Raw genomic sequence first — 22,035 nt, forward strand, 5'->3', positions numbered from 1 at the left:
ACAGGCGGTGCGCGCCTCGCGTACACGCGTGCGCGACACGCGCGGCACGCGGCACGCGCGGCACGCGTTGGCAGCCCGAAGCGGGCCGCCCGAACCTTCGGAGCGGCCCGCTTCACGGGGTGCGTGATGGTTCAGCCGTTGTGGCGGCTGTAGACGTTGTGCAGGGCGAGGGAGACTTCCCGGATCAGCCGGTTGTCGCCCCGGCGGAACTCCTGCGTGCCCCGGATATTGACCACCCGGAGCCAGAAATAGAAATTCCCGAGTTCCTCACCGTGCTGCGCGATCAAATCCTTCTGGATTTTGCGCTCGTGCGCGGCACGGTTGAAGTCCTTGCGTTCCGCTTTCGTCAGCGGACGACCGGCGCTCAAGCCGAATTCCGATCGGCGAGGCCGTACAGGGTCGTAGGAACAGCATAGCCAGAATTCGGATCCTGTCCAGCCGTCGGGGGCTGCTGCGGCAGCGGCGGAACGGCCTGCGGCAGCGGATTCTTCTTCCGCGCCTTCTCCAGCGCCTTTTCCTTTCGCTGCTTCGCGACCTCCTGCACCTTTTCGGCGTGCGCATGATGCTTGTGCGCGGACTTTTCCATCGCCTTGGTGGTGCTTTCCAGGTCGGAAATCATGGAGCGCACCGAGTGCTCGAGCGGCAGGGCCCGCAACAACGCCTGGCCCCACTTGTCACCGGCCACCCGCTGGCTGCGGGCGTGGACGCGCACGTGCGTCTCCAGCGTCTCCACGTTGCGCTTCATCTGCAGCAGCACCGACTGCAGGTGCTGCAGGTAGGAGGCGTAGGCGGCCGGGTTCTCCGCGATCGCCTTCAGCGGGCCGTCCGAGGCGATCGTGTTCTCGTTGAACCCGTCATCGAAACGGGCGTCGCTGCTGTTCACTGCGGGGTTCCCTTCCTGCTGTACTGGTGGAGCGGTGACTGCTTCCGGCAGTCGCGGCGAGGGCCAGCCCGATTCGAGCGGGCTGGCCCTCACTGATGTGTACCGGACGGTGCGGCCGCGCCGGCCTGTGTGGCGGGTCCGCTGGATGGTGCGAGCCGTTCAGGGCCAGAGGCCTGACGGCGGTCGGTGTGTGCCGGGTTGTCTCACGAGACCTTGGTGAAGCGGTCCCGTGCGATCTCAAGTCGGCGGCCGGCGGTGGCGCGTGAGACACCGAGGATGTCCTTGGCCTCGTCGACTGAGACGGTCTCCGCGCCCTGGCGGCGGTACATGAGACTGAGGAGCGAGGTGACCTGTCCCTCGATCTCAGCGTCCCGGGCAAGGGCCGGGCGGCTGGTCTCACCCGAGCGCAGCGACACCGGGCCGGAGCTCTTGGCCGTGGAGGCTGTCTCACGGCCTGACCTGCGTGTCTCACCCGAGTGAGACGCCGTCTCAATCGTGCTCACCGACGCGTTCGTCTCAGTGCGTGCCGTCTCAAGGGCCAGGGGTGTCTCACCCTGACCCGTCTCAACAGCGCCCTGTGGGACGGGTCGCGGATGCGGAACCGTCTCAACCGGGCCGGTGAGATCGGCGGCCCGGGTGTGCTCGGTCTCATCGGCGGCCACGGCCTCCCTGATCTCATTCGCCGTCGTGCCGGGGGTGGTGCTCGTCTCACCCGGCTTCGTCTCAGCGGGTTCCTTGGTGATCTGGTGGATGCGCCACATCACCCACGGAGCGATCGCAGCGACGCCGACGATGAGCCACCACAGCGGGTGTCCCTTGTGGTCGACGCCGACCAGTCCGGCTGCTGCCAGGTGGTAGATCGCGTTCGCGGCGACCATGAGGATCAGCGCGCCCGCGACATCGCGGTGCCGGCGGAAGGCCTGCACGACGTAGACGTCGATCGCCAGCGGCAGCGCCCAGGCGACCTGCCAGGGCCAGCCGCTCAGCTTGGCCAGCGCGAACTCACCGGAGGCGGTGAGGACGATCGTGGCGCCCAGCGCGATCCGCGGGCCCCAGGTGTTGACCATGTTCTTGGTCTTCTCCTGCTTCGCGATGAGCGCCTGGGCAGCGGCGGCCTCCGCGCGGGTGGCCTCCAGCTCCTTCCATGCCGTCTGCTGTTCGGTGCGGGCGCGGCCTCGGACCTGCTCGGCTTCCCGCTTGGCGTCGGCGACCAGGCGGCCCGCCTCCTTCTCCGCCACCGTGATCCGCTCGGACGCGGCGGCCTCCGCGCTGGAGATGGCGCCGGCCGCCTTGGCCTCCGCCAGCGAGCGAACCTTCAGGACGTCTTCTTCCGCTTGGGCCTGCGCGGCTTCGAGGACCTGCTGCGCCTGGCCGCGCGTGTCGTCGGCGTCCTGCTCCGCCTCGCGGAGCACTTCGGCGGCCTGGCCGCGAGCGTTGTCCAGGATCCTCGCCGCGTCCTCTTCGGCCGTAGCGACTTCCTCGCGGGCCTGGGTGCGCAGCTGCTCGGAGTCCTTCTCCGCCTGCTGCCGCATCTCGGTCGCGGCCTCGCGACGGGCGCGGGCGTCGTCCTCGGCAGCCGAGATCAGGGCCGCAGCGCGCTGCTTGGCCTCCTCCACCAGGTGCGCGGCGTGCGCGGCGGTGGCGTCGGCCTCGGCCTGGAGGCGGTCCTTGTCCTGCCCGGCCTCGGCCAGCAGCTGCTGCGCGCGGGTCCGGGCGGCGTCAATGATCCGGGCGGCTTCGGCTTCCGCTTCGGCCTGAAGCTTCTGTGCGGCCTGGCGGCGGCGGGCGAGGGTCTGCTCGGCTGCCGCCAGGTCGCCGTCGGCGATCGTGCGGGCACGCTGCACGGTCTCCTCCGCCGCCGCGATCTGCTCCTCGGTCAGCGTGCGCATCCGCGTCGCCTGCTCCTTGGCCACGGACAAGATGCTGTCCGCGTCCGCCTGCGCCTTGCGGGCAGCGCTGTCGGCGTCAGCGGCCTGGCGGTGGGCCTGGTCGAGCAGACCGTCGGCTTCACTGCGGGCAGCGGCCAGCAGCTGGTCGGCCTGCGCGCGGGCGGCGGTCACGAGCGCCTCGGTGTCGACCTCCGCCACCGGCGCGGGGGCGGGAGCGGGGGCGGCTGTGGTGTCGGCGGCCTCGCTCGGGCCGCCGGCCTCCACGGCCGCCTTGGCCACCACGGCGGCCGTAGAGGTCTTGGCCCTGGTCGTTGTCTTCTTGGCAGCAGCCTTGCGGGCGGGCTGGCGTCGGCTGGTCACAGCAGCGGGTCCTTTCGATCGTGCACGCCCCGGCCGGACCGCCAAAAAAAGGGGGGAGAGGCAGTCCGGCCGGAGTGAGGGGTGGTGAAGGGGCAGTTCAGTTGGGCAGCTCCGGGCGCCGGTTGGCGGTCGCGTGCTGCTGGGCCAGCCACGCCATCGCGGCCGCGGTCATGCCGTCGGCCGGACTGTCGGCGTTCAGCGGGGCGGTGTCGATGTCGCGCATCGCGTCGGCGGCGGGCAGCAGCCGCATGTAGCCGCTCTGCACGTCGCGGATCAGGCCGCCGGTGACCGGGGCGAGGTTGTAGCGGGTGCCGGTCGCGTACGGCACGGTGCTGGTGATCCTGCAGACGAACGTGTGGTCCGGCTGCCCGGTCCAGAACAGGGCCGGGTCGCGGTACAGCACGTAGTCGTCGACGTGGAACACGGTCGCCACCGTGCCGGTCTTCATGGGAGAGGCCATCCGTAGCTCCTCACGGATCAAGTGGTCCGGACTGTCCGGCTCCATGCCAGCGCCCGCGCCACCCGCCGTAGAAGGCGGTGGTGCGAGCGGTGACAGGGAGCCGTCAGGCCGAAGCCGCCAGGAGCAACGGCCGGTGCGGGGCGACGATCGTGCCGTTGGACAGCAGGTCGCCGGTGTCGTCGAAGGCGATCACGCCGTTGCACAACAGGCTCCAGCCCTGCTCCGGGTGGGCCGCCACGACGAGCGCGGCCTCCCGGTCCGGGCTGTCCTCGTTCGGGCAGGCCGGGATGTGGTTACACGGCCGCGCGGTCGTGCCGTCGGCGGTCAAAGCGACGAGGGGAAGGCGACGCATCAGCAGCTCCTGTTCTAGGGGGCGCGGCCCGCGCATCGCGGGCCGGAGGCGTGCGAGAGGCCGGGCGCCCGTCGTGCGGGCGCCCGGCCTCGTGAACGTCGTGGCGGGGAGGGAAAGTTGGGTGCGGCAGTGGTGGTCAGCGGCGCTTCTTCTGCTGGGTCAGGTAGGCGTCCTGCAGCCGGGCGAACGATTCGTGCAGGCGCTGCCCGGTCTCGCAGCGTGCCTCCGGCGAGCAGCTGGTGCAGCTTCCTTCGTGCGCGTGGTGTGCGCGCGAGGCCTGCATGTACCGCTCGTACAGCGGGTCAGCCATGCGCGCGCCGGCCGAAGTCGTGGTCGGCGTTGGTCTTCTTGAGGGCGTCCTCGAGGCGTTGGCGTTCGGCGTCCGTCATGCCGTCGCCTCCTTCGCCTGACGGCGGGCCCGGCTGCGCCGCAGCTGGCGCCGCTCCTTCTCGGAGAGGCCGCCCCACACGCCGTGCTCCTGGCCGGTCTCCAGCGCCCACTGCAGGCACTGCTGACTGACCGGGCACCGCCGTCGGCACGCCGACTTGGCCTCCTCGATCTGCAGAAGCGCCGGGCCGGTGTCGCCGATCGGGAAGAACAGCTCTGGGTCCTCCTGGCGGCACGCCGCCTCGTTCAGCCACTCCATCACCGCACCGCCTTCAGGGCCTCGCGCTCCAGGTGGTCGCTGTCCGTCCAGGCGCTGCCGATCGCGAACGGCTCCGCGTTGACCCGCGCGATGTCCTTCACGAGCAGCGCCCACTGCGCGCACCGGCGCTTGAGCAGCGCCTTGGCCATCGCGTGGTCCCGGACGACCGCGACGACCTCGAACAGCCCGTCGACGTTGCGGTAGATGGCGCCGACGGCGCGCGGGCCGATCTGCGCGTCGATGACACGCTCCAGCCCCGCGCGGATGGCCCGGTCGTCGACGCTGGACAGCGACGACGGTCGGGGGCTCGGCATCGGGGCCGGGCGGGGAATGGGGTGTGCCATGCTGGCAAGCACAGACATTGAGACCTCCGTGGGGTCTTGGTGATGTGAGCCAGCCCCGGGGGTGCATCCCCGGGGCTGGCGTTGTTTCGGCTGGTCGTACGAGCAGCCACGGCCCTGTCCGTCCCGCGATAGGCCGGGACGGACAGGGCCGTGGTTGTTCGGGCAAGATGCCAGGCGGTGTGTCAGATGCTGGCGCGCATCCACTGTGGGAAGCGGCCGGAGCACGGGACACAGTGCAGGTCGCGCCGTACCCGCTGCCAGCCCGCTGCCGCCGCACTCTCCAAGGACACCTCGCGTGCATCGCAGCGCGCGCACTCCAGCAGCCCAGTCGTGATCAGCTGGTCTCGGCCAAGCTCGGCCTGACGGGGGTGGAGCGGGGTCTGCGGCACCTGCGGGCCGCGGAACACGGAAACCGTCTTCTGCGGCTGCGGGCGGCACTGATTGTTCGCCGTCTCCACCATCTCGCCGCCACGCGTGACCCACTGACGCCTGCGCCCAGCCGGCCACCGCCTCGACAACTCCCGTGCACTGCGGCGCTCCTCACGCTGCTGCTGCTCGCGGGCCTTGCGGCGGGCGGGCTCCTGCTGAAGCGCGAGGAGGTAGCGGCGGGCGAGGAGGACACCGTCCGGGCACCGCTTGATCCGCTTGGCGCCATCGGCGTCGACATCGACGCAACCCGCGCAATTCTTGTGGTGGGCCAGGTATGCCTGCCGGGTCGCATCGAGCGTGACCTCTACTTGCATCCGGGCGACCGGAGCGGCCGGGGCCGGGATCGGCTTGTAGAACTGCCGGGCAGCGCGTCGGTTGTCCTGCGGCATCGCGTCCCGCAGCAGCCGGTCCTGCAGGACCTGCCAGCGCCGGAGGTCGATGTCGACGATGACGAGCTGGTCGCTACCGGGGCACAAGACGTGCGTCTCGCCCTGCGCGAGCCTGTCGGAGATGCAGTGCTCACGGATCTTGAGGATGGTCTCCCCCATGATCCGGCGCCAGCTGCGGCAGTCGGGGCACGCGATCGTCTTCACTTCACCCGGGCGGACGTTGAAGTCCTCCGGGGCCATGCTGCTGAGCTTGAGCGCCTCACGGCGGTTCGTGTTCTTGGTCCGGACGCGGCCGGGACGCTTACGTGGCATAGAAGCCTCCTGACAAGGGAGCGGTCGCGAGTGCTGCCTTCTCTGCCGCGCCAGGCCGACCTCGCGGCCGGGGTCCTGGCGGACAGACAGCGCAGCAGCGCTGTTCAGGGTGGATCTGTGCTCGATATTCGGTACAGCGCCTGCGGCCGGAGGAGCTCGGCTCACCCCACTGCCGCCGCCTTGGAAGACGTTGACGTCTGCTGTCCTGACCGGTGCTAGTTCTTGGTCCGGTGAGGTCGATCTGTATGCCACCATAAGGCCATAAGGCTTATGGTGGCAAGCTGCGAATCGCGCCAGGCTGCCAGAAGGCGCAGGGCATTAGGGTTTTCGTAGGAGCAGGTTCAGATGGGAGGACGGGTCTTGACAGGTGATGACGCATGGATTGGGGACGCGCAGCCGTACCTGAGGCCGCGCGCAGCCGGGGCCCAAGATGCTTGGAGCTCCGAGGCCGCAGAACGCGGCCGCCGTGGCACCCAGCGCCTGCTCGCCGTAGAGGAAGTTGATCCTCCTGAAGCGGTGCGCGCTTTTCTCCGCCTGCACCAGGGGGAGAAGGCGGTAGTACGACGCAGGCTGATCTTGTTGGACGATGAGCCCGTTGAGCTCGCCGACTCGTACTACCCTGCACGAATTGCCCGAGGCACTCAGCTTGCAGAGACCGGGAAGATCCGCGGTGGCGCCGTCACCCTTCTCGCGACCATGGGCTTCACGCCCGAGGCCCATCCTCTTGAAGACGTAGCTGCCGCGATCGCTTCTTCGAGCCAGTGCAGCGCACTTGCCCTCCCTCCGGGCACAGCCGTCCTCGTCTTGACGCGCTTCACAAGGTCCGAGGAAGGCGAGCCGCTGGAGGTCAGCGTGATGACGATGACCCGGCACCTTCGATACCGACAGAGAGAGGAGGCGAACTGAGAGATGGCGAAGCTGTTCACGGACTCCCGGTCGGCTCACCAGAAGATCGCGGCCAACCTGAGGCGGCAGATCACGCGCGGCGACCTCCCCCCCGGCACTCGACTGCCGTCGACCCCGGCCCTGATCAACGAGTACAGCGTCGCAGGCACCACGGTGCAAAAGGCCTTGCAGATGCTCAAGGAGGAACAGCTCCTGGAAGGCCAGCCGGGCAAAGGCGTCTTCGTGCGTGGAGGTACGCAACAATCGATCTCGCCCGTGGCGTACATGCCACCAGCGGGGGCTGGACAGCCGTACCGCTGGATCAGCGAGGCCCAGAAGCGTTCGCAGCGGGGATCGGTGACTCTGCTTTCGGTAGACGAGGTCAATCCACCCTACGAAGTTCGTCAGGCCCTTGGGTTGCCGGACGACGGCCAGGCCCTGCTCCGCAAGCAGATCCTTTGCCTGGACGACGAACCAACCGAGTTGACGCAGTCGTACTACCCGCTCGAACTGGCCGAGGGTACAGCCATAATGGAGCGACGCAAGATCAAGGGTGGAACGCCGACCCTGCTTGCTGATCTCGGGTACCCGCCACGGTCGTTCGTTGATGAGGTGTCGTCCGAGATCCCCACCGAGGAAGAGGTAGTCGCTCTTCAGCTCCCGAAAGACATGCCTGTGATGATGACCTTCCGCATCGTCTACTCGGACAAGGCGTTGCCGATCGAAGCCTCGCTGCTGACGAAGGCGGCACATCGATACCGCATGCGGTACGCCATCGACCTCTCCTAGCTCAACGGCAAGTTCCTCTGGTTGACGAGGATTCAGTCCGCCCGCCTTAAGCGTTACCCCCTTAAGGCGGTAGGCTGATCCCGTTCCGGCTGGCCCCATGGCTCTGCTTTCTCAATGCGACGTTTGTGGTGGCCATCACACCTCTAACAACCTCGGGAGAACATCACAGCCAGCTCATCAAGTCCGTGCAGAGACTCCTCAACGAGTTCTCAACGAGTAGCTACACATGGGTTTCCGAGCCTCGCGCTTAGAGTCCGGAGCATGGTGCATACGGAGGATCAAGGGGTGGGACGACGGCGTGCAGGGTGGCGTCCGGACAGGCTGCGTGAGCATCGCGAAGCGCACGGTCTGACGCTCGAAGAGGCTGGTGAGCGGCTTCGCCTAGTCGCGGAGCAGGCCCGGCTGGAGGTGCCAGCGGCGAATCCGCAGACGCTCAGCATGCACGAGACGGGGGAGAGCTACCCCGGTCCTCCGTACCGCCGGGTGTACTGCCTGCTGTACCGGGCCACGGAGCCCTCGCTGGGATTTCGTCCGGCGTTGCCGGGTGAGGAGACCGCCCAGTTCGGGGTGACGCCATTGCCGGAGCAGCGCAATGGCTCGCACGTGATCGCTGTGGAGCGGGCGCTGACGCGGATCGCGGACGGGGGTGGGTTCGACAGCTACGGCTGGCAGCAGCGGGTGATGGAGGCGTGGAAGCGTCGGCGCACCGGCGGTGACCCGCACAAGCCGTGTGTCGTACTCGTCGGCGGGTTCGCGGGCAGCGGGAAGACCGAGTTCGCGCGTTTTTTGACCCAGCTGACCGGCTGGCCGTTGGTGGATAAGGATCCATTGACGCGGCCCCTGGTCGAGCCGCTCCTGGTGTCACTGGGCTCGCAGGCGCACGACCGGCACACGGACCTCTATCGCGAGAAGGTCCGCCCGGCGGAGTACGCGGCGCTCATGCAGGCCGTGTACGCGAACGTCAACTGCGGCATTTCCACGGTGGTGACGGCTCCGTTCATTGCGGAACTCACCAATGAGGAGTGGATGCAGCGGCTGATCAACAGGTGCGCGGCGCAGGGGGTAGATGTCGCACCGATCTGGGTGCGGTGTGATGTGGAGTCGATGCACGAGTACATCTCCCACCGCGGTGCCGCGCGGGACGCCTGGAAGCTCGAGCGCTGGCACGAGTACCTGACCACGATCGACGTGGATCTACGCCCGGTCGTACCGCATCTGGTGGTCGACAACCGGCTCGGCACGGCTATCTCACTGGCCGACCAGGCGCGGCAGGCGATCGGGGTGATGTCGCAATGACCCAGCCGGGCGTGATTCTGTACGGACCGCCGGCGTCGGGCAAGGACACTGTCACCGCCGCGCTCAGCGACCTGGACCCGCGTTACGCGCTGTTCGCGCGGCTCAAGGCCGGTACGGGTAAGGCCGCCGGCTACCGGATGGGTACGGCGGAGCAATTGCGCGCGCTGGAGGCCGCGGGCGACGTGGTCTACGCGAACAGCCGGTACGGCAACACGTACGTGATCGACCGGCCTGGTGTCGACGCCGCCTTCGCGGCTGGCGTGCCCGTGGTACACCTCGGGCAGGTCGAGGGCGTCCGCGCGCTGGTCGACGGCTACCCGGCCGACTGGTCGGCGGTGCTGCTGTGGTGCCCGCGCGAGGTGACCGAGCAGCGCTCGGCCGGGCGCGGCGACAGCGACACCGCAGCCCGCTTGGCGGCGTGGGACGCGACCCGCGAGGATCTGGATGCGCACCCGGGCATGGTCTGGGACCTGACGGTGGACACCTCGGCGTCGGCACCGCAGTACGCGGCGCGGCTCATCGACCAATTGCTGAGGCAGCGGGCGGGAGCGGCGTCGGCATGAGCGCGGGTTACGGCTGGGCGAGTCGGTCCAGGGCGTCAGCGAGCGTGAGCTTGTGGTCGTCCTTGGCCTCGTCCCACCGTGCCAGCGTTACCGCGGCCGCGCGCAGCAGGTCCGGTGGCAGGCCGGCGTCCTCGAGCGCATCGCCGACCTCGTTCATTTCCGGGCCCCAGCGCCAGGCACGCGCCGCGGCCTTCGCCACGTACTCAGGCTCGGACAGGTACGAATCCTGGCGCTTGGCTGCAACGGCCAGTAGCTCCTGGTCGACGCCGTGGTGGCGGGCCAGACCAGTGGAGAGCGCGACCAAGACGCGAGAGGCCTTCTGGAACGCGGCGTACGACAGCTTCAGCGCGGAGGCCTGCCCCACCTCACCCCCCAGGACCTTTGTGTGCACGTCCGCGCCGATGAAAAGCTTCTCCACGGCGGTGGTGGCGTGTACGGGGCCGGACAGGTACAGCGTCGGCGTTTTGCCGCCGGTGGGCGGGGAGCCGACGACGCCGCCGTCAACGACGGTCGCGGTCGGTTCGAGCAAGGCGGCGATCCGCTGGGAGCGCTCCGGGTTGATGGCGTTTGCCTCTACATACACCCCGGTGAAGCGGTGTTCGGCGACCTCGTGGGCAAGGTCTTCGGCGGCGGCCGGCGGGCAGAGGCTGATCACGATGTCGCTGGTGTCCAGCAGTTCGTCCAGGGTGGCGACCGGGGTGAGGCCGGCCAAGTCGGCGCGCTGTGCGGAGGCGGGGCTGCGGCCTGCTTCGCACCACAGGACATCAGCGGCGTTGCGTGTCGCGCAGGCGGCAACGGCGGCGCCCATGCTGCCGGGGTGGAGGATGCCGACGGTTGGCTGGTCCACAGTGCTAGTGCCTCTCGTTGAGCAGGATGGCGATGGCGTCGGTGACGTCGTCGACGACGTGGTCCGCGGCGGGGAGCTCGTCGAGCCAGGGTCGGCCGCACAGCCAGATGGTGTGCAGGCCCGCTGTATGGCCGCCGCCGATGTCGCCGGCCGGGTTGTCGCCGATCATCCAGCCTCCGTCTGTAAGGAGGGCGCCGCAGCGTGCGGCGGCGAGTTCGAAGAGACGCCGGTCGGGTTTGCGGATCTCGACGTCGCCGGAGACGGCTACACCGTCGACCAGGTCGGTGAGGCCGGTCGTGGTCAGTTTGGCGCGCTGGATGTCGGAAGCACCATTGGTGACGATACCGATCGTCCAGCCGTGGGTGCGCAGTTGAGCGAGCCCCTCGAGGACGCCCGGGCGGCAGGTGACGGCCGCCGCGACGCGGTCGACGTAGTTTTGCCACAAGCGGACTGGGTCGTCGTGCAGGTTGTGTTGCACGACGAGTTGGGTGAAGTCGGCGGGGTTGGCCCGGTCGGCGAGGCGCGTGTGCAGCCAGTCCTGAATGACCGGTCCGTAGTCGTAGTCGTCGCACAGGCCGGTGATGGCTTCGGTGACGGCGACGCCGCGGTTGATCAGGGTGTTGTCCAGGTCGAAGAGGGCCAGCATGAACAGGACCCTATCGGCGTATCGGTAGTTGATCGCCAAGGAGCTTCTGATCGTGTATCTTTCAGGAATTACTCGATCATGGAAGGGTGGGGTCATGTCCGACGCGGATTCCCTGCGGCGAGTCGACGCCCTGCTGGACGACAGGCTGCCCCCGCCCCACGTGCGGGGACAGTTGCGCCGTGCGGCCGGGCTGACCCAGCAGGAGGTCGCCGAAGCGCTTGGCGTGAAGCGGCTCGCCGTGACTCGCTGGGAGCTGGGCGAGACCTACCCGCGACGTCCGCATCGTGCGGCCTACCTGCACCTGTTGCGGCGCCTGGCCGAGCAGTACCCCGACGCGGCCGGCCCCGATTCGGGCATGCCGACGCCAGCCTCGGAATCAAGGGGGTCGGGGTGACGTAACCGCCACCGGCCGCGCGCGTCACAGGCGGACTAACCATCCGCTGGCCACGCTCGGCCCGTCCACCGCCGCGGACTAACCACCCGCGACGGCCGCTCAAGTCCGGTTGCACCCGGTCCTGAGCCGCGGCTCATCAAGCCGCTGTTTCCCAAACGGCCCCTCATCAGGGCCACAGCACAACCCACGGCCGCTAACCACGGCCACCACAGCCGCGCAGCGCCTAGTTGCGCACCAGATCAACCAAGAAACGGAGTCGCCCCTGGTTCATCTGGCCGCCCGCTCCTCCCGGAGCGGGCTCCCTTCCTCGTTCATCCGCTGCGCCGTCCCGCTGAGCGGGGTCGGTGCTGCCATGAAGTTGAAAGGCTCGTTGCCATAGTGCCCGATGTCGTGGCGCATGAAAAGCCGAGTTTTGCCCGTTTCCATACGTTTGGCCGGAATCGCACGGCGAGCGTGACGCAGTTCGCACGCCCGTTTTACGAGTTTGCTTCCGATAGTCACGATCACGTCGCCGCCACACGTCTCCTCGTGCTGCGTGGCCACGCGACGCTGCTCGCCGCGTTCCTGCGGGGCCGTCGCGCCCGGTTCCACGGAAGCCTCGAGCAGGCCGTTGCCCGCTGGTCGGAGGCGTCCGGCTGCGCAGAATTGTCCACAGGCAACCTGGTGCAGGGTCCTCGCATGGATCTTGCAAAGCAGTGCGTTGGGTCGGTCCGATGAGCGTCGTGGCGGCGAAGAATGCCGCGTGCGTGGACAGTTCGGGGAAGCCTGGTGCCGGTGTCGCAGGTCGGGCGCTCGCTGGGGATCGGCCGGTGCGTCGGCAGCGGGTGCGGGTGCCGATGCGTCTGGTGTGGTCGCCGTTCTATCAGGACGTGGCGTTGTCGGTGTACGTGAAGGTGAAGGCTTTGGCGGCGCGGCCGCAGGGGTGTGAGGCGCGTACGGAGACGATCGCCGGATATCTGGGCCTGTCGCCCGCATCCGTGGAGCGGGGCCTGACGGAGTTGTACGGGGCGGTGCCGGACGGGGTGGCGGAGGTGTTCTCGGTGCGCCGGACGCTGCCGGGCGGCAGCGGTCACTCGGCGATGCGCAGGGTGCGGGAGATGGCGCGGGAGGAGGCGTTCGTGATCCTGCCGGTGGCGGCCGCGGAGGACCTCACGCCGCGGCAGCTGCGCGTGTATGCGCTGATCGCGTATGCGCAGGCGCGGGGGATCGCGGTGACCGAGGCGGAGCTCGCGTGGCATCTGCGGCATCACTCGGGCAAGAGGGCTGGTCAGGCGTTGTCGGTGACGGCGGCCGCGGCGGTGGTGGATGAGGTGGAGGCGGCGCGCTGGCTGACGGTGCAGCGGCGTGCGGGGGAGCGGGGCCGGAACGTGTACACGGCGCACGACCTTGCTCCTGAGGCCCGCCCCGAGGCCCTTGAGACCGCTGTCGAGGGGCCCGCTGAGGCTACTGAGGCGACGGTTGACGGTGCGGCAGATGAGGTGGGCAGTTCCCAAGTTGGTGAGGGATCGGGTTCCCCTGTTGGTGAGGGATCCCTCGCGTATAAGGAAGACCACTGGATTGACTCACCTGAGAACGAACGCGGACTGGGGTCACCCGCCGCAGGCGAAGTACAGGTGGGTAAGGCGCCTGAGCCTGTGGAAAACCCGGCCGGTGACGAAAGCGCGGCTGGGGTGGGCGAGGGTGGTCTCGCGCTTCGCGCGGGTGTGCCAAGCCCCTCCTCCCCCTCCACGCCGACCAAACGCAACAGCAGCTCGAAGCCGTCTCCCGCCTCCCAGTACACCGGCCCGCAGCTGGCGATGAGCGCGAAGATCTACGCCGTCCTGGAGCCGGTCCACATGCTGCTGGCGCAGGTGAACACGTTCGTGGCGCGGAAGGTGGCACGAGAGGTGGGCCGCCAGCTGAAGGCGGGCACGGCTCCGGAGCGGCTGTACTACCGCCTGGACACCCGGATGGCCAACACGATGACCTGCGACATCGGTGACGCGGGCCGCTGGCTGCTGGGGGTGGCGCTGCCCCGGTGGGGCTGCGGCTACCAGGACTGCGAGTCCGGGGTGATCTGGCGTACCGGCGCCGCCTGCGAGATCTGCGAAGAGGCCCTGCAGGACAAGCGCGCCGCCCGCCAGCGCGAGGAGCGCATCGCGGCCGGCCTGTGCCCCGAGCACGGCACCCGCCCCAACCGCTCGGGCCGCTGCACTGTGTGCGAACTGGACCACGTCATCGCCCACCCGCCCACCACCACTGCGGTGGTGACAGGCGACCAACCGGTCCTCGAAGCCGTGCCGCGCGGGTTCTGCGGCGACTGCGGTGCCCACATCGTGGTGATCGGCCCGGCCCTCGAGGACGGGCTGTGCAAGCACTGCCGCGAGCGGACACACTCCCGCGCCGTGATCCCGGCCCCCGCCGCGGCACCGGCCGCCGACACGACGCCCCCGACCTGCTCGGGCGGCAGCGCCCAGGAACCGTGCGGGCGTCCGGCCCTGCCGGAGCGCCACGTGTGCGCCCGCCACCGAGCCCAAGAACTCCTCGCCGAAAAGGTGGTCGCCTGATGCCCGCACGCAACCTGGAGTTCGGGAAGTTCGGGGCCCGCGGCATCAAGGGCCACCAAGCCGTCGCCCGTCAGCTCGATGCCCTGGCCGGGTTCATCGCCACCCCCATCATCCAGCGCCGCGGACTGCTGGCCCGCCTGCACTACCTCACCCGCTCCGAACGGGCCCGCACCGCCGCCCGGGCCGCCGGCCTCACCGCCACCGACCGCACCGTCCAGGCCTGGCTCGACGGACGGCGTGTTCCGTCGAAGGCGAACCTGACGCGGATCGAGGAGGCCTACCAGCAGGTGCGGCGCCAGAACGTTGCCCGGCACCTGGCCGCCCGCCTCAACCGCTCCGGACGCGGCACCCGCGTAGAGATACACCCGCTCAACCAGTCTCAGGTCCCCCGCCCCCAGCAACGCGTCATCGAGCACCGCACCCTCAACGTCCGGCACTGGGACAACCTCGTGCAGGCCTGGGCCGACGACGACGAGCAGGCCCTCGATGCCGCTTGGGTGGCTCACATGGTCGACCTGGGGTCTTCGTGGGGCCGCTACGAGCATGTGACCACTGTCGGTTTCGCGGCATAGCGGAGGCAGAGCGCGAATCTTGGCCCAGCGGCCGAGGCCACCCCGCCGTATCTCATCAAGATCGCCATAGTGGGCGAGAGGACTGCTGCGGGACCGGCAGGAAGAAAGACCTTATAGCCCTCCTGATAAACCCATCGAATGATCGTTTTTGAACATTTTCTGACAGTGTGTTGAGTGAACGATCTGGATCGGTCATCGACGCTCAGATGGATCTTGGTTGCTCGCACCGGGAACTGCACGTCCGACTGTGCCGCGGCTATAACACCTGAGCGAAAAGAGGTCTTTGGTGCTCCTGCGTGCTCACGGCGGCCTAGAATTTTCCGCTATGGGATGGGAGCAGGACTCGTCATTCAGGGTTCCGACAGGACGGCCTCGTCTGATGCGGGAGCTGTACAACAAACTGCCCAGCGTCGACGACCGCGTCTGCAATCTGCCGGACCCTGCCGACCCCACGGAGTATGAGGACGTCGCCGACGCTCTGTGGGACCTCTTCCTGACGGCCCGCAACCTGGTTCTCCCGCGGAATCTGTCCGGATGCGAGCGGCACCCGGGCGGCCCCCGAGACACCGAAGCGCCCGCGGGCTGGGGCACCTGTCTCATCTGCAATACCCACCGACGGATCAACCGGCCTGGGGTGAAGACCACCGGAGAGATCAAAGCGACGTTGTGGGCCGTTCCTGATCCGCCCTATTCACACGCCACGCTCATGGCCACCCGGACATCGCTGAACGAGGCGGCGCAAGAGCTCGAGTACCGCTCGCCGTATGCGGCGTTCGACCGGGTTGCAGACCTCGTGCACTCGGCCTTCATCATTGCCCGCGAGCTCTCACGCCCGCGCACCCAGGGCTGCCGCCTCCATCCCGGGGCGCCGATCGATCCCGCAGCTGCCGGAGGGCCCCGGTGCATGTTCTGCGTTGCCAGGGAGCGGCGCGCCGCGAGCGGTCCTCCTCGAGTCGCAGTTCGTCCAGGCCGCCCTGACCCCCACGAGCAGTTGCTGCGGCGACTGCGACAGTCCCGTCCGTAACAACCATCCCTGCCTGTACTGGAGGACCACTCCTCATGCCCATGGCCAATGAACACCTTGCGACGGCCGAGCAGCTTGCAGCCGAAGCTCTCACCTGGCTCAGGGACGGCCAGCTCGAACTCGCCCGTGACTACCGGGGGATCGCCGAGCTGTATCTCCGTCTGGCGGACACCCGTTACACCGTCATCGGGTCCACACCGCCGCCTGCCGAGCCGCCCGTGGAGCTACCGCAGTGGTGCGGCAACTGCGACGGGCCGGACCTCCATACGCGATGGGTGTTGAACACCGGCGCTGACGGGCGCGAAAGGATGCACCGCTGTCCCGACTGCAACCCCTATGCCGTCGCCCAGCGTGACGTCCCCAGACAGGCCGCGTCCGACTCGCAGGTTCGCGACAATCCCGAGGGAGCGGACGCTGTTGAAGGCAAGGAAACAGCGAGGGAACGCGATCTGAAGCAGAGCATCGAGGGCGTTGGGCGCACTCCCGTGACAGACGGGTCTCCGTCCTAGGTACGAACGCCACAGTATGCAAGCGCTGACCGCCCGAAAGCGCCCAGAAACTCAACCGTATCCAGGGCCTGGCGGGTTCTGAGGGAACAAGTCGGCAGTCGCAACGGCGAAAAAATGCAGCCGGGCCGGGCAGGGAGGGGCGGGCAGGACGCGCAACGTCATGAGCCTCCTGGCTCATCGGATAGCGGCTGAACGAAGTCTCGCAGCTCGATGTCATTCACGCTGATGCCGTACCCTTCTGCCAGGCGTTCCAGCTGCTCTTGGCGCAGATGCAGCGGCGTCTCACTGTCCACGAACTCCTCCAACCACTTCCCCGTATGCCGGTTATGCGGCAGCTGTCGCGTAGCGGCATTGCTGCTCCAAACCGCCGTCCGGTCTACGGTGAAGCCTGTGCCCTCGGCGATAGCGCGTACCTGGGACTCGCACCGGTCGACAAACTCTTTGGGAGGACGGTCGGTGCCGTCGTGGAAGAACGCGGAGATGGCCTCACGCTCGTACTCGTCCCGTTTCGCAAAGATGCCGGCCGCCTGAATCACAGCGAGAGCATCATCGAACCTGTCAGCTGGTCCCTTGAGAATGACATTCACCGCGCCACGCGTATCTTCCATGCCGGAAGATTAGCCGGACGCCTCTCCGTCGGTAAGACGATCGGCAACGGCCGTCTTAGCGAACACGATTGCGGCAGTCGCGGCAAGCATGGGCGGAGCCAGGACCGTACCGGTGGATCGGTGCCCCACAGCCGGCGCAGGGGCCAACGTGCCAGACAGCACAGCCGTAGTGCTGTGCTGCAGCTGTTCGTTGCTCTGGGCTTGCGGAGAGCCGCTGAGGGCTGCGGGGGATGCGGAAGATCCGCTGGGGAACTTCAGGAAAGGTATGCAGTCCTGAGGCGTCGGAGTGGTCGCGCCGGGGCCGCCGGTCGTCGAAGACGCGGGTGTCTTCGCCGTAGCGGCACGTGGAGTCCAGCGCTTCTTCCGTGAACGTCAGGACTGCTTCCGCCGAAGGTTCCGCTTCGGGCAGCGCCTCGTCCTCACCGAGGATGTTGCGCCAGCGGTCCCGGTCAGCTGCCGGGGCCCACAGCCGTGTCGAGGCGCGCGGATTGTGCTGGCTGGGGATCTTCAGCGGCACGTACTGGCCCTCCGCGCTTGCCGCCACAAGGTCGTCCACCGCCGTGTGCGGTTTGGGCGGCAGGCACAGCACAGGCAGGTCCCACTGCACATGCAGCGCTCCGCACGAGCTGCCGTTGATGGGACAGGGCCGCTCGGCGGCAGGTGTACAGGCCCAGTCCTGCAGGTGACGCACCCCGCCACGTACCAGCATGGCCCGCTTGGAAGCGATCTCACGCCAGGACCAGTCGTCCACCCTCACCCACGGCGCCCGGTCGATCAAGGCGGCCCGGTCGCTGTCGGTCACCCACAGCGGCAGGATCCCCCGTTCCACTGCCGCACTTGAGCGCCGCCGGACCGTCGACGCGGTGATCGGCGAGTACTGCGCCTCCCAGCCGATCCGCTCCGCGCTGCCCGTCACCAGGACGTCGCTGCGTACCTTGCCGTCTGCGCTGCGGGCCTCGATCTTGGCGGGCAGGCCGTGCCGCTGCGCGGCCCTCGCGATCCGTTCCTTGAGCGCCTTGTGCTTGTCGCTCTCCTCCGCCGTCGGCTTGGTACGCACCGGCAGATGCGCGGCCACCAGCGTCGTGACCCCGTCGACGGTGCGCCGGCGGATCGTCATCCATGGCGAGCGGTCTTCTTCCTCGGCCCGGCAGATGCCGGTGTCGTGGTGCTGCAGACACTGCAGCAACTCGCGGTCGCGCCGCTCGATGGGCTGGGTGATCTCGTCCAGCAGGCCGGGCCGACCTGGGTGCCCGAGGTCCGCGTGAGTCAGCTCGATCTTGATGCGATAGCCGGTGTGCCACACCCCGTTCGCCATAACATCAGGCTAGAAAGGTCCGCTGCGGAGCGCCAGATGGTCTCGAACCTTCATTCCTCGCGTCATCACTTGGAATGCGGGGGGAACGTTTCGCCGGACATGTATCGGCCAGATTCTGCAGTTCAGGTTCGAAGTCGAGCCGCATGTACGAATCTTGCAAAGGGCCCTGTCAGTGCCTTCTGTCACCCTCCAGCGAGAGACGTCCCGGACTCGACCCGCAGCTGAAGACTGGAGTGCAACCGTTGCCGAACCTGACTCCCACCGACGAACAGCAGGGCGCTGTAACCGAGTTCGCCACCGGAAGGAACCTCGTCATCCAGGCGGGGGCCGGCACCGGGAAAACCTCCACCTTGGAACTGCTCGCCGCCGCCGACACCACCCGCGCAGGCCTTTACATCACGTTCAACCGCGCCATCAAAGAAGCTGCGGCAAAGCGTTTTCCCGCCCGCGTCAAATGTCGGACCGGACACGGCCTGGCCTACGCAGCCGTGGGGCACCGCTACCGTCACCGCTTCGGCGGCGCCCGCGTCCCCGCCTGGAAAACCGCCGAAGCCCTCGGCCTCACCCACGGGCTCACCGTCGGCGAACGCGTCTTCGAGCACACCAGCCTGGCCTACATCGCCAAGCAGACCGTCCTGGTCTTCTCCCAGTCGGCCGACAAAGAACTCCTGCCCAAGCACGTCCCCGTCCAGCGCGGTGCGGAAGACCCCGGCGTGCACATGGTACTGGCCAGCACCGTCCTGCCCTACGCCCAGCGGGCCTGGGACGACGTCCGCGACCCCCGCGGCGACAAGCTCAGGGTCGAACACGACCACTACCTCAAGGTCTGGCAGCTCACCGACCCGCACATCGCAGCCGACTACATCCTTCTCGACGAAGCCCAGGACACCAACCGCGCCCTGGAGTACGTCCTCAACGTGCAGCGCGCCCACGCCCAGATCGTGCTGGTCGGCGACAGCGCACAGCAGATCTACGGCTGGCGCGGCGCCCGCGACATCATGACCGGCTTCGACGGCACCCACATCACCCTCAGCCAGTCCTTCCGCTTCGGCCCGGACCTCGCCACCGAAGCCAACCGCTGGCTCGCCGTGACCGGATCCCACCTGCGCCTGCGCGGCCACGAACCCACCCCCACACGCCTCGCACCCCTGGAACGCCCCGCCGCCGTTCTGTGCCGCACCAACGGCGGCGCCATGGCCGAAGTCCTCCACCAGCTCGACGCGGGCCGCCGCGTCGCCATGGCCGGCGGAAGCAGCGCCCTGCGCAGCCTTGCCACCGCCGCCGAGGACCTCAAGAACGGCCGCGGCACCCGGCACCCGGAACTTTTCCTCTTCCGTACCTGGGGCGAGGTCCAGGACTACGCCGAGAACGACCCCGCCGGCGCCGACCTGCTGCCCTGGGTCGACCTTGTCGACGAACTCGGCACCAGCGCCATCCTGCAAGCCGTCGACCGGCTCGGCTCCGAAGACGCAGCCGACGTCACCGTCTCCACCGCCCACAAGGCCAAAGGCCGCGAATGGGCCTCGGTCCGCATCGGGGAAGACTTCCTCGCCCCCGAAGAGGACGCCCTCGGGCGGCCAGGCTCCATCCCGCGAGGCGAAGCACGACTGGCATACGTAGCCGTCACTCGGGCCCGCCATAATCTCGACATCGGAGGCCTGGCCTGGTTCAACGAACACCCACAAGGCCGTGGCACCCGTGACTCGCAGAACGCCCCTGCACCACGCCCGGCACCCGCGATCCCCTCCCAACCCCAGCACCGCACGCAGCCCGGCAACAACCCCTGGGACCGACTGTCCGCACCAGCAGACGCGCCACCGCCGTTCTGACCGAACGCCGCGCGCCCGGCCCGCCCCAGCGGAGCAACCCGCTGGCGCTCCGTAGCCGGATACGAAACGGGAAAGGGTTTCCAGAAGCCCAGGTCGTGAAGGTGCGGCCCTTACGCGAGCAACCGGAATCCACCGTGGTGGCAGGCCGTGGCCCGGTGCCCGGCCTGTACACGCGAGGAGCGACCGGTGACTTCGCTGTATTCCACGACACTGTCGGTGTCAGGCCCGTGCGCCCGAAGAGCGACCGTCTCTGCCATCGCTCGCAATGGCGGCCTTCGAGTTCGGCACATACCTCCGAGAATTGACCGCGCAATAGATAGTCGCCCAATTGCCGTAGGTGGAGGCAGGCTTGAGTGTCAGTGGTGGCGAGCACAATGGCGTGTGTGTTACCTGATGGTCACTCGTGGGGGGTGCTGTGGACAGGCGTTTGATCCGTACCGCGGTTTTCGGTAGTCCGGACTCCGATGAACCAGCCCTGTGTCCGGAGACGCCGGACGAGCTGGACGCTTTTCGCCTTGAGCACGCGGATGCCACCATCTGGTGCGGCACGATGTTCGAGGGCGGCTGCGGTCGGCGGCTCACCACCCGCCGCTGCACGGACAAGATCTGCCACTTCGCCCACATCGGGACCAGTGACGGGGCCAGCCGGTGTGCGCGTACCGAACGCGGCAAGGACAGCGCTGACCATCTCTTCGCCAAGGCACACCTGGCGTCCTGGCTCCGCACCCAGGAACTTTCGGCCGAGTTCAGCTACCCCGACCCTCTGGGATCTGCGGTGCTGGCCCGCCTCGGTGACGGCCGCAGCATCCTGGTGCACCTGGACCGCAGTCGCCCGGTCACGTTCGATCCGCAGATGTTCGAGACCATCCTGGGCCCTGGCGTCCGGGTCTCTGCGCACGTGCTGGCCGAGCGCGGTTACGTGCACCGTGTGCGCTTCGCCGACCGTGAAGGCGGCGGCCGCGCGATGCAGTTCGGTACCGAAGTCCCCGTCAAGGGCACCGTGTGGCAGAACACCCGCGATGTCGTCCTGACCGAGGAAGGCCTGCTCACCACGGCCCGTCCCACCGTCGCCGTGACCGCCCCTGCGCCCCCGCGGCAACGGGCGGCGTCATCACCGCAGCGGACCGTCGTGACCGTCAGGTCCTCCGGCTCCGGTGCCAGGCCGGCGGCCGCCGACAGCGCACCGCAAGTACTGCTCCGCTTCGACAAGGCGTTGCGTGAGGACCCTGCACGGGTGGTCCCGGCCATGGAGGACATCCGCCGGATGCTGGCGCGGGATCCGGACTCACTCGACGCGCCGCGGTTGCACATAGCCCTGCGCCGCGGACAGGCCTGGCAACAGCAGTGGGCACAAGAACGTGAGCAGGTTCTGGAGCTGCTTCAGCGTCTGCCCAGCCGCGACCTGCTCGGCCGGGCCCAGCAACTCCTTCGCTACGCGGACGCCACCGACGAGGAACGCAGCATCGTTGCCGACTGCCGTTCCCGGCTGCGCGCTGCGGAGCAGCAGGAGCGTGCCGAACGCGAACGCCAGGAGGCTGCTCGCCGGATCGCTGAGCAAGCGGAGCGGCAGCAGCGCCTGGACGCCGACCAGCGTGCGCGAGAGCGCGCGGAGGAGGAACGCGCGGCGCTCGCTCTCGAGCTTGCCCGGATGCAGGAGGAACGGGAGCGCCAGGCGGTCCAGGCCGCGCAGCAGGCCCTGGTCGATGCTCGTGCGGCCACGGCACGCCGGTTCGCCCCCGCGGTGCGGGGTGCGCTGCGCAAGGCTGCGCGTGAACAGCGGCCCACGTCCTGGCAGGACATCCAGACCCGTACCGGCATGCGTCAGCTCGCGGGGCTCGATCAGCAGGAACGTCTGGAGGTTCTGGTCCTGGTCGAGCGCGGCACTGCGGCCGAGGATCCCTTGTGGTCCACGCTTCTCGCTGCCGATGGCGAGGACAGGTCGGTGCGCCTGTACCGGCTGCTGGCGCAGCGGCTGGGCCGGGAACTGCCCGACGACGACGCGACTTTGATCGACATCCTCGAAGCGGATCGCGAAGTCCTCCACCGCACTTTGTGAAGGAGGCCCGGAGCGGATCACGCATGGCGTGCTTCCAGCAGCCGCCGCGTGCGTGCAGCCGGCCCCGGCCGCCCCTTCCCGGCGGCTCGCTC

Annotated in this window: 25 protein-coding genes; 11 read left to right on the forward strand and 14 right to left on the reverse strand. The window is 68.5% G+C overall.

All coding sequences use genetic code 11. From position 1 onward, the window contains the following. Nucleotides 1-131: 131 nt before the first annotated feature. From C1N81_RS05125 to C1N81_RS05165, 9 genes are all read right to left on the reverse strand, one after another. Nucleotides 132-368, reverse strand: coding sequence for a hypothetical protein (locus tag C1N81_RS05125; protein ID WP_394427209.1), 237 nt, complete (start codon nt 366-368; stop codon nt 132-134). After that, the gene (locus C1N81_RS05130; RefSeq protein WP_394427210.1) at nt 365-883 is read right to left on the reverse strand and encodes a hypothetical protein; all 519 of its coding nucleotides are present in this window, start codon (nt 881-883) and stop codon (nt 365-367) included. The genes C1N81_RS05125 and C1N81_RS05130 overlap by 4 nt, the downstream gene beginning before the upstream one ends. Nucleotides 884-1,086: 203 nt before the next feature. Further along, nucleotides 1,087-3,132, reverse strand: a complete 2,046-nt coding sequence (locus tag C1N81_RS05135; RefSeq protein WP_394427212.1) for a coiled-coil domain-containing protein — start codon at nt 3,130-3,132, stop codon at nt 1,087-1,089. A 97-nt stretch (nt 3,133-3,229) separates the two neighbouring features. Beyond that, nucleotides 3,230-3,592 (reverse strand): hypothetical protein, encoded by a 363-nt coding sequence (locus C1N81_RS05140; RefSeq protein WP_394427214.1) that lies wholly within the window; start codon nt 3,590-3,592, stop codon nt 3,230-3,232. A 103-nt stretch (nt 3,593-3,695) separates the two neighbouring features. Continuing rightward, nucleotides 3,696-3,944: a DUF5999 family protein gene (locus tag C1N81_RS05145; RefSeq protein ID WP_394427216.1), complete on the reverse strand. Its 249-nt coding sequence runs from the start codon at nt 3,942-3,944 to the stop codon at nt 3,696-3,698. 136 nt (nt 3,945-4,080) lie between these two features. Next, a complete protein-coding gene (locus tag C1N81_RS05150) occupies nt 4,081-4,254 on the reverse strand; it encodes a hypothetical protein (protein ID WP_394427218.1) in 174 nt (57 codons plus the stop codon). Between the two features lie 75 nt (nt 4,255-4,329). Next, nucleotides 4,330-4,590, reverse strand: a complete 261-nt coding sequence (locus C1N81_RS05155) for a WhiB family transcriptional regulator (protein ID WP_394427220.1) — start codon at nt 4,588-4,590, stop codon at nt 4,330-4,332. Continuing rightward, complete coding sequence (locus C1N81_RS05160; protein ID WP_394427222.1) at nt 4,590-4,934, reverse strand: hypothetical protein; 345 nt, start codon at nt 4,932-4,934, stop codon at nt 4,590-4,592. The genes C1N81_RS05155 and C1N81_RS05160 overlap by 1 nt, the downstream gene beginning before the upstream one ends. A 182-nt stretch (nt 4,935-5,116) precedes the next feature. Then, nucleotides 5,117-5,992 (reverse strand): hypothetical protein, encoded by an 876-nt coding sequence (locus C1N81_RS05165; RefSeq protein ID WP_394427224.1) that lies wholly within the window; start codon nt 5,990-5,992, stop codon nt 5,117-5,119. A 417-nt stretch (nt 5,993-6,409) separates the two neighbouring features. Here C1N81_RS05165 and C1N81_RS05170 point away from each other — a divergent pair, with 417 nt between their 5' ends. The 4 genes from C1N81_RS05170 to C1N81_RS05185 all read left to right on the forward strand — a co-directional run bounded on the left by C1N81_RS05170 (nt 6,410) and on the right by C1N81_RS05185 (nt 9,597). Then, nucleotides 6,410-6,970 carry a UTRA domain-containing protein gene (locus tag C1N81_RS05170; protein WP_394427226.1) on the forward strand — a complete coding sequence of 187 codons (561 nt, stop codon included), beginning with the start codon at nt 6,410-6,412 and terminating at the stop codon, nt 6,968-6,970. A gap of 3 nt (nt 6,971-6,973) precedes the next feature. After that, nucleotides 6,974-7,738: a GntR family transcriptional regulator gene (locus tag C1N81_RS05175; protein WP_394427228.1), complete on the forward strand. Its 765-nt coding sequence runs from the start codon at nt 6,974-6,976 to the stop codon at nt 7,736-7,738. Between the two features lie 261 nt (nt 7,739-7,999). Next, nucleotides 8,000-9,034, forward strand: coding sequence for an AAA family ATPase (locus C1N81_RS05180; RefSeq protein ID WP_394427229.1), 1,035 nt, complete (start codon nt 8,000-8,002; stop codon nt 9,032-9,034). Then, nucleotides 9,031-9,597 (forward strand): phosphotransferase-like protein, encoded by a 567-nt coding sequence (locus C1N81_RS05185; protein WP_394427231.1) that lies wholly within the window; start codon nt 9,031-9,033, stop codon nt 9,595-9,597. The genes C1N81_RS05180 and C1N81_RS05185 overlap by 4 nt, the downstream gene beginning before the upstream one ends. 7 nt (nt 9,598-9,604) lie before the next feature. On the opposite strand, the gene C1N81_RS05190 is transcribed toward C1N81_RS05185, so the two are convergent. Continuing rightward, complete coding sequence (locus tag C1N81_RS05190) at nt 9,605-10,444, reverse strand: NAD(P)-dependent oxidoreductase (RefSeq protein ID WP_394427233.1); 840 nt, start codon at nt 10,442-10,444, stop codon at nt 9,605-9,607. Between the two features lie 4 nt (nt 10,445-10,448). After that, nucleotides 10,449-11,090: an HAD family hydrolase gene (locus tag C1N81_RS05195; protein ID WP_394427234.1), complete on the reverse strand. Its 642-nt coding sequence runs from the start codon at nt 11,088-11,090 to the stop codon at nt 10,449-10,451. A 94-nt stretch (nt 11,091-11,184) separates the two neighbouring features. Here C1N81_RS05195 and C1N81_RS05200 point away from each other — a divergent pair, with 94 nt between their 5' ends. After that, nucleotides 11,185-11,484 carry a helix-turn-helix domain-containing protein gene (locus C1N81_RS05200; RefSeq protein ID WP_394427236.1) on the forward strand — a complete coding sequence of 100 codons (300 nt, stop codon included), beginning with the start codon at nt 11,185-11,187 and terminating at the stop codon, nt 11,482-11,484. Between the two features lie 267 nt (nt 11,485-11,751). Here C1N81_RS05200 and C1N81_RS05205 read toward each other — a convergent pair whose 3' ends face one another. Further along, nucleotides 11,752-12,027, reverse strand: a complete 276-nt coding sequence (locus tag C1N81_RS05205) for a hypothetical protein (protein WP_394427238.1) — start codon at nt 12,025-12,027, stop codon at nt 11,752-11,754. 170 nt (nt 12,028-12,197) lie between these two features. On the opposite strand from C1N81_RS05205, the gene C1N81_RS05210 reads away from it, so the two are divergent. The 4 genes from C1N81_RS05210 (at nt 12,198) to C1N81_RS05225 (ending at nt 16,135) form a co-directional block, all read left to right on the forward strand. Then, nucleotides 12,198-14,030: a hypothetical protein gene (locus C1N81_RS05210; protein WP_394427240.1), complete on the forward strand. Its 1,833-nt coding sequence runs from the start codon at nt 12,198-12,200 to the stop codon at nt 14,028-14,030. Next, entirely contained in the window at nt 14,030-14,602 is a 573-nt protein-coding gene (locus C1N81_RS05215) for a transcriptional regulator (protein WP_394427241.1), read from the forward strand. Before C1N81_RS05210 ends, C1N81_RS05215 begins: the two co-directional genes overlap by 1 nt. A 379-nt stretch (nt 14,603-14,981) precedes the next feature. Further along, entirely contained in the window at nt 14,982-15,626 is a 645-nt protein-coding gene (locus C1N81_RS05220; RefSeq protein WP_394427243.1) for a hypothetical protein, read from the forward strand. 35 nt (nt 15,627-15,661) lie between these two features. Then, nucleotides 15,662-16,135 carry a hypothetical protein gene (locus C1N81_RS05225; protein ID WP_394427245.1) on the forward strand — a complete coding sequence of 158 codons (474 nt, stop codon included), beginning with the start codon at nt 15,662-15,664 and terminating at the stop codon, nt 16,133-16,135. A 158-nt stretch (nt 16,136-16,293) separates the two neighbouring features. Here C1N81_RS05225 and C1N81_RS05230 read toward each other — a convergent pair whose 3' ends face one another. Both C1N81_RS05230 and C1N81_RS05235 read right to left on the reverse strand, forming a co-directional pair. Next, complete coding sequence (locus C1N81_RS05230) at nt 16,294-16,743, reverse strand: hypothetical protein (protein ID WP_394427247.1); 450 nt, start codon at nt 16,741-16,743, stop codon at nt 16,294-16,296. Nucleotides 16,744-16,798: 55 nt separating this feature from the next. Then, nucleotides 16,799-18,058, reverse strand: a complete 1,260-nt coding sequence (locus tag C1N81_RS05235; RefSeq protein ID WP_394427248.1) for a competence protein CoiA family protein — start codon at nt 18,056-18,058, stop codon at nt 16,799-16,801. A gap of 242 nt (nt 18,059-18,300) precedes the next feature. Between C1N81_RS05235 and C1N81_RS05240 the strand changes: the two genes are divergently transcribed. Both C1N81_RS05240 and C1N81_RS05245 read left to right on the forward strand, forming a co-directional pair. After that, nucleotides 18,301-19,887 (forward strand): UvrD-helicase domain-containing protein, encoded by a 1,587-nt coding sequence (locus tag C1N81_RS05240; RefSeq protein ID WP_394427250.1) that lies wholly within the window; start codon nt 18,301-18,303, stop codon nt 19,885-19,887. 427 nt (nt 19,888-20,314) lie between these two features. Further along, entirely contained in the window at nt 20,315-21,943 is a 1,629-nt protein-coding gene (locus C1N81_RS05245) for a competence protein CoiA family protein (protein WP_394427252.1), read from the forward strand. The last annotated feature ends 92 nt before the right edge of the window (nt 21,944-22,035 follow it).

It is taken from the genome of Streptomyces sp. SGAir0957, from assembly GCF_043523415.1.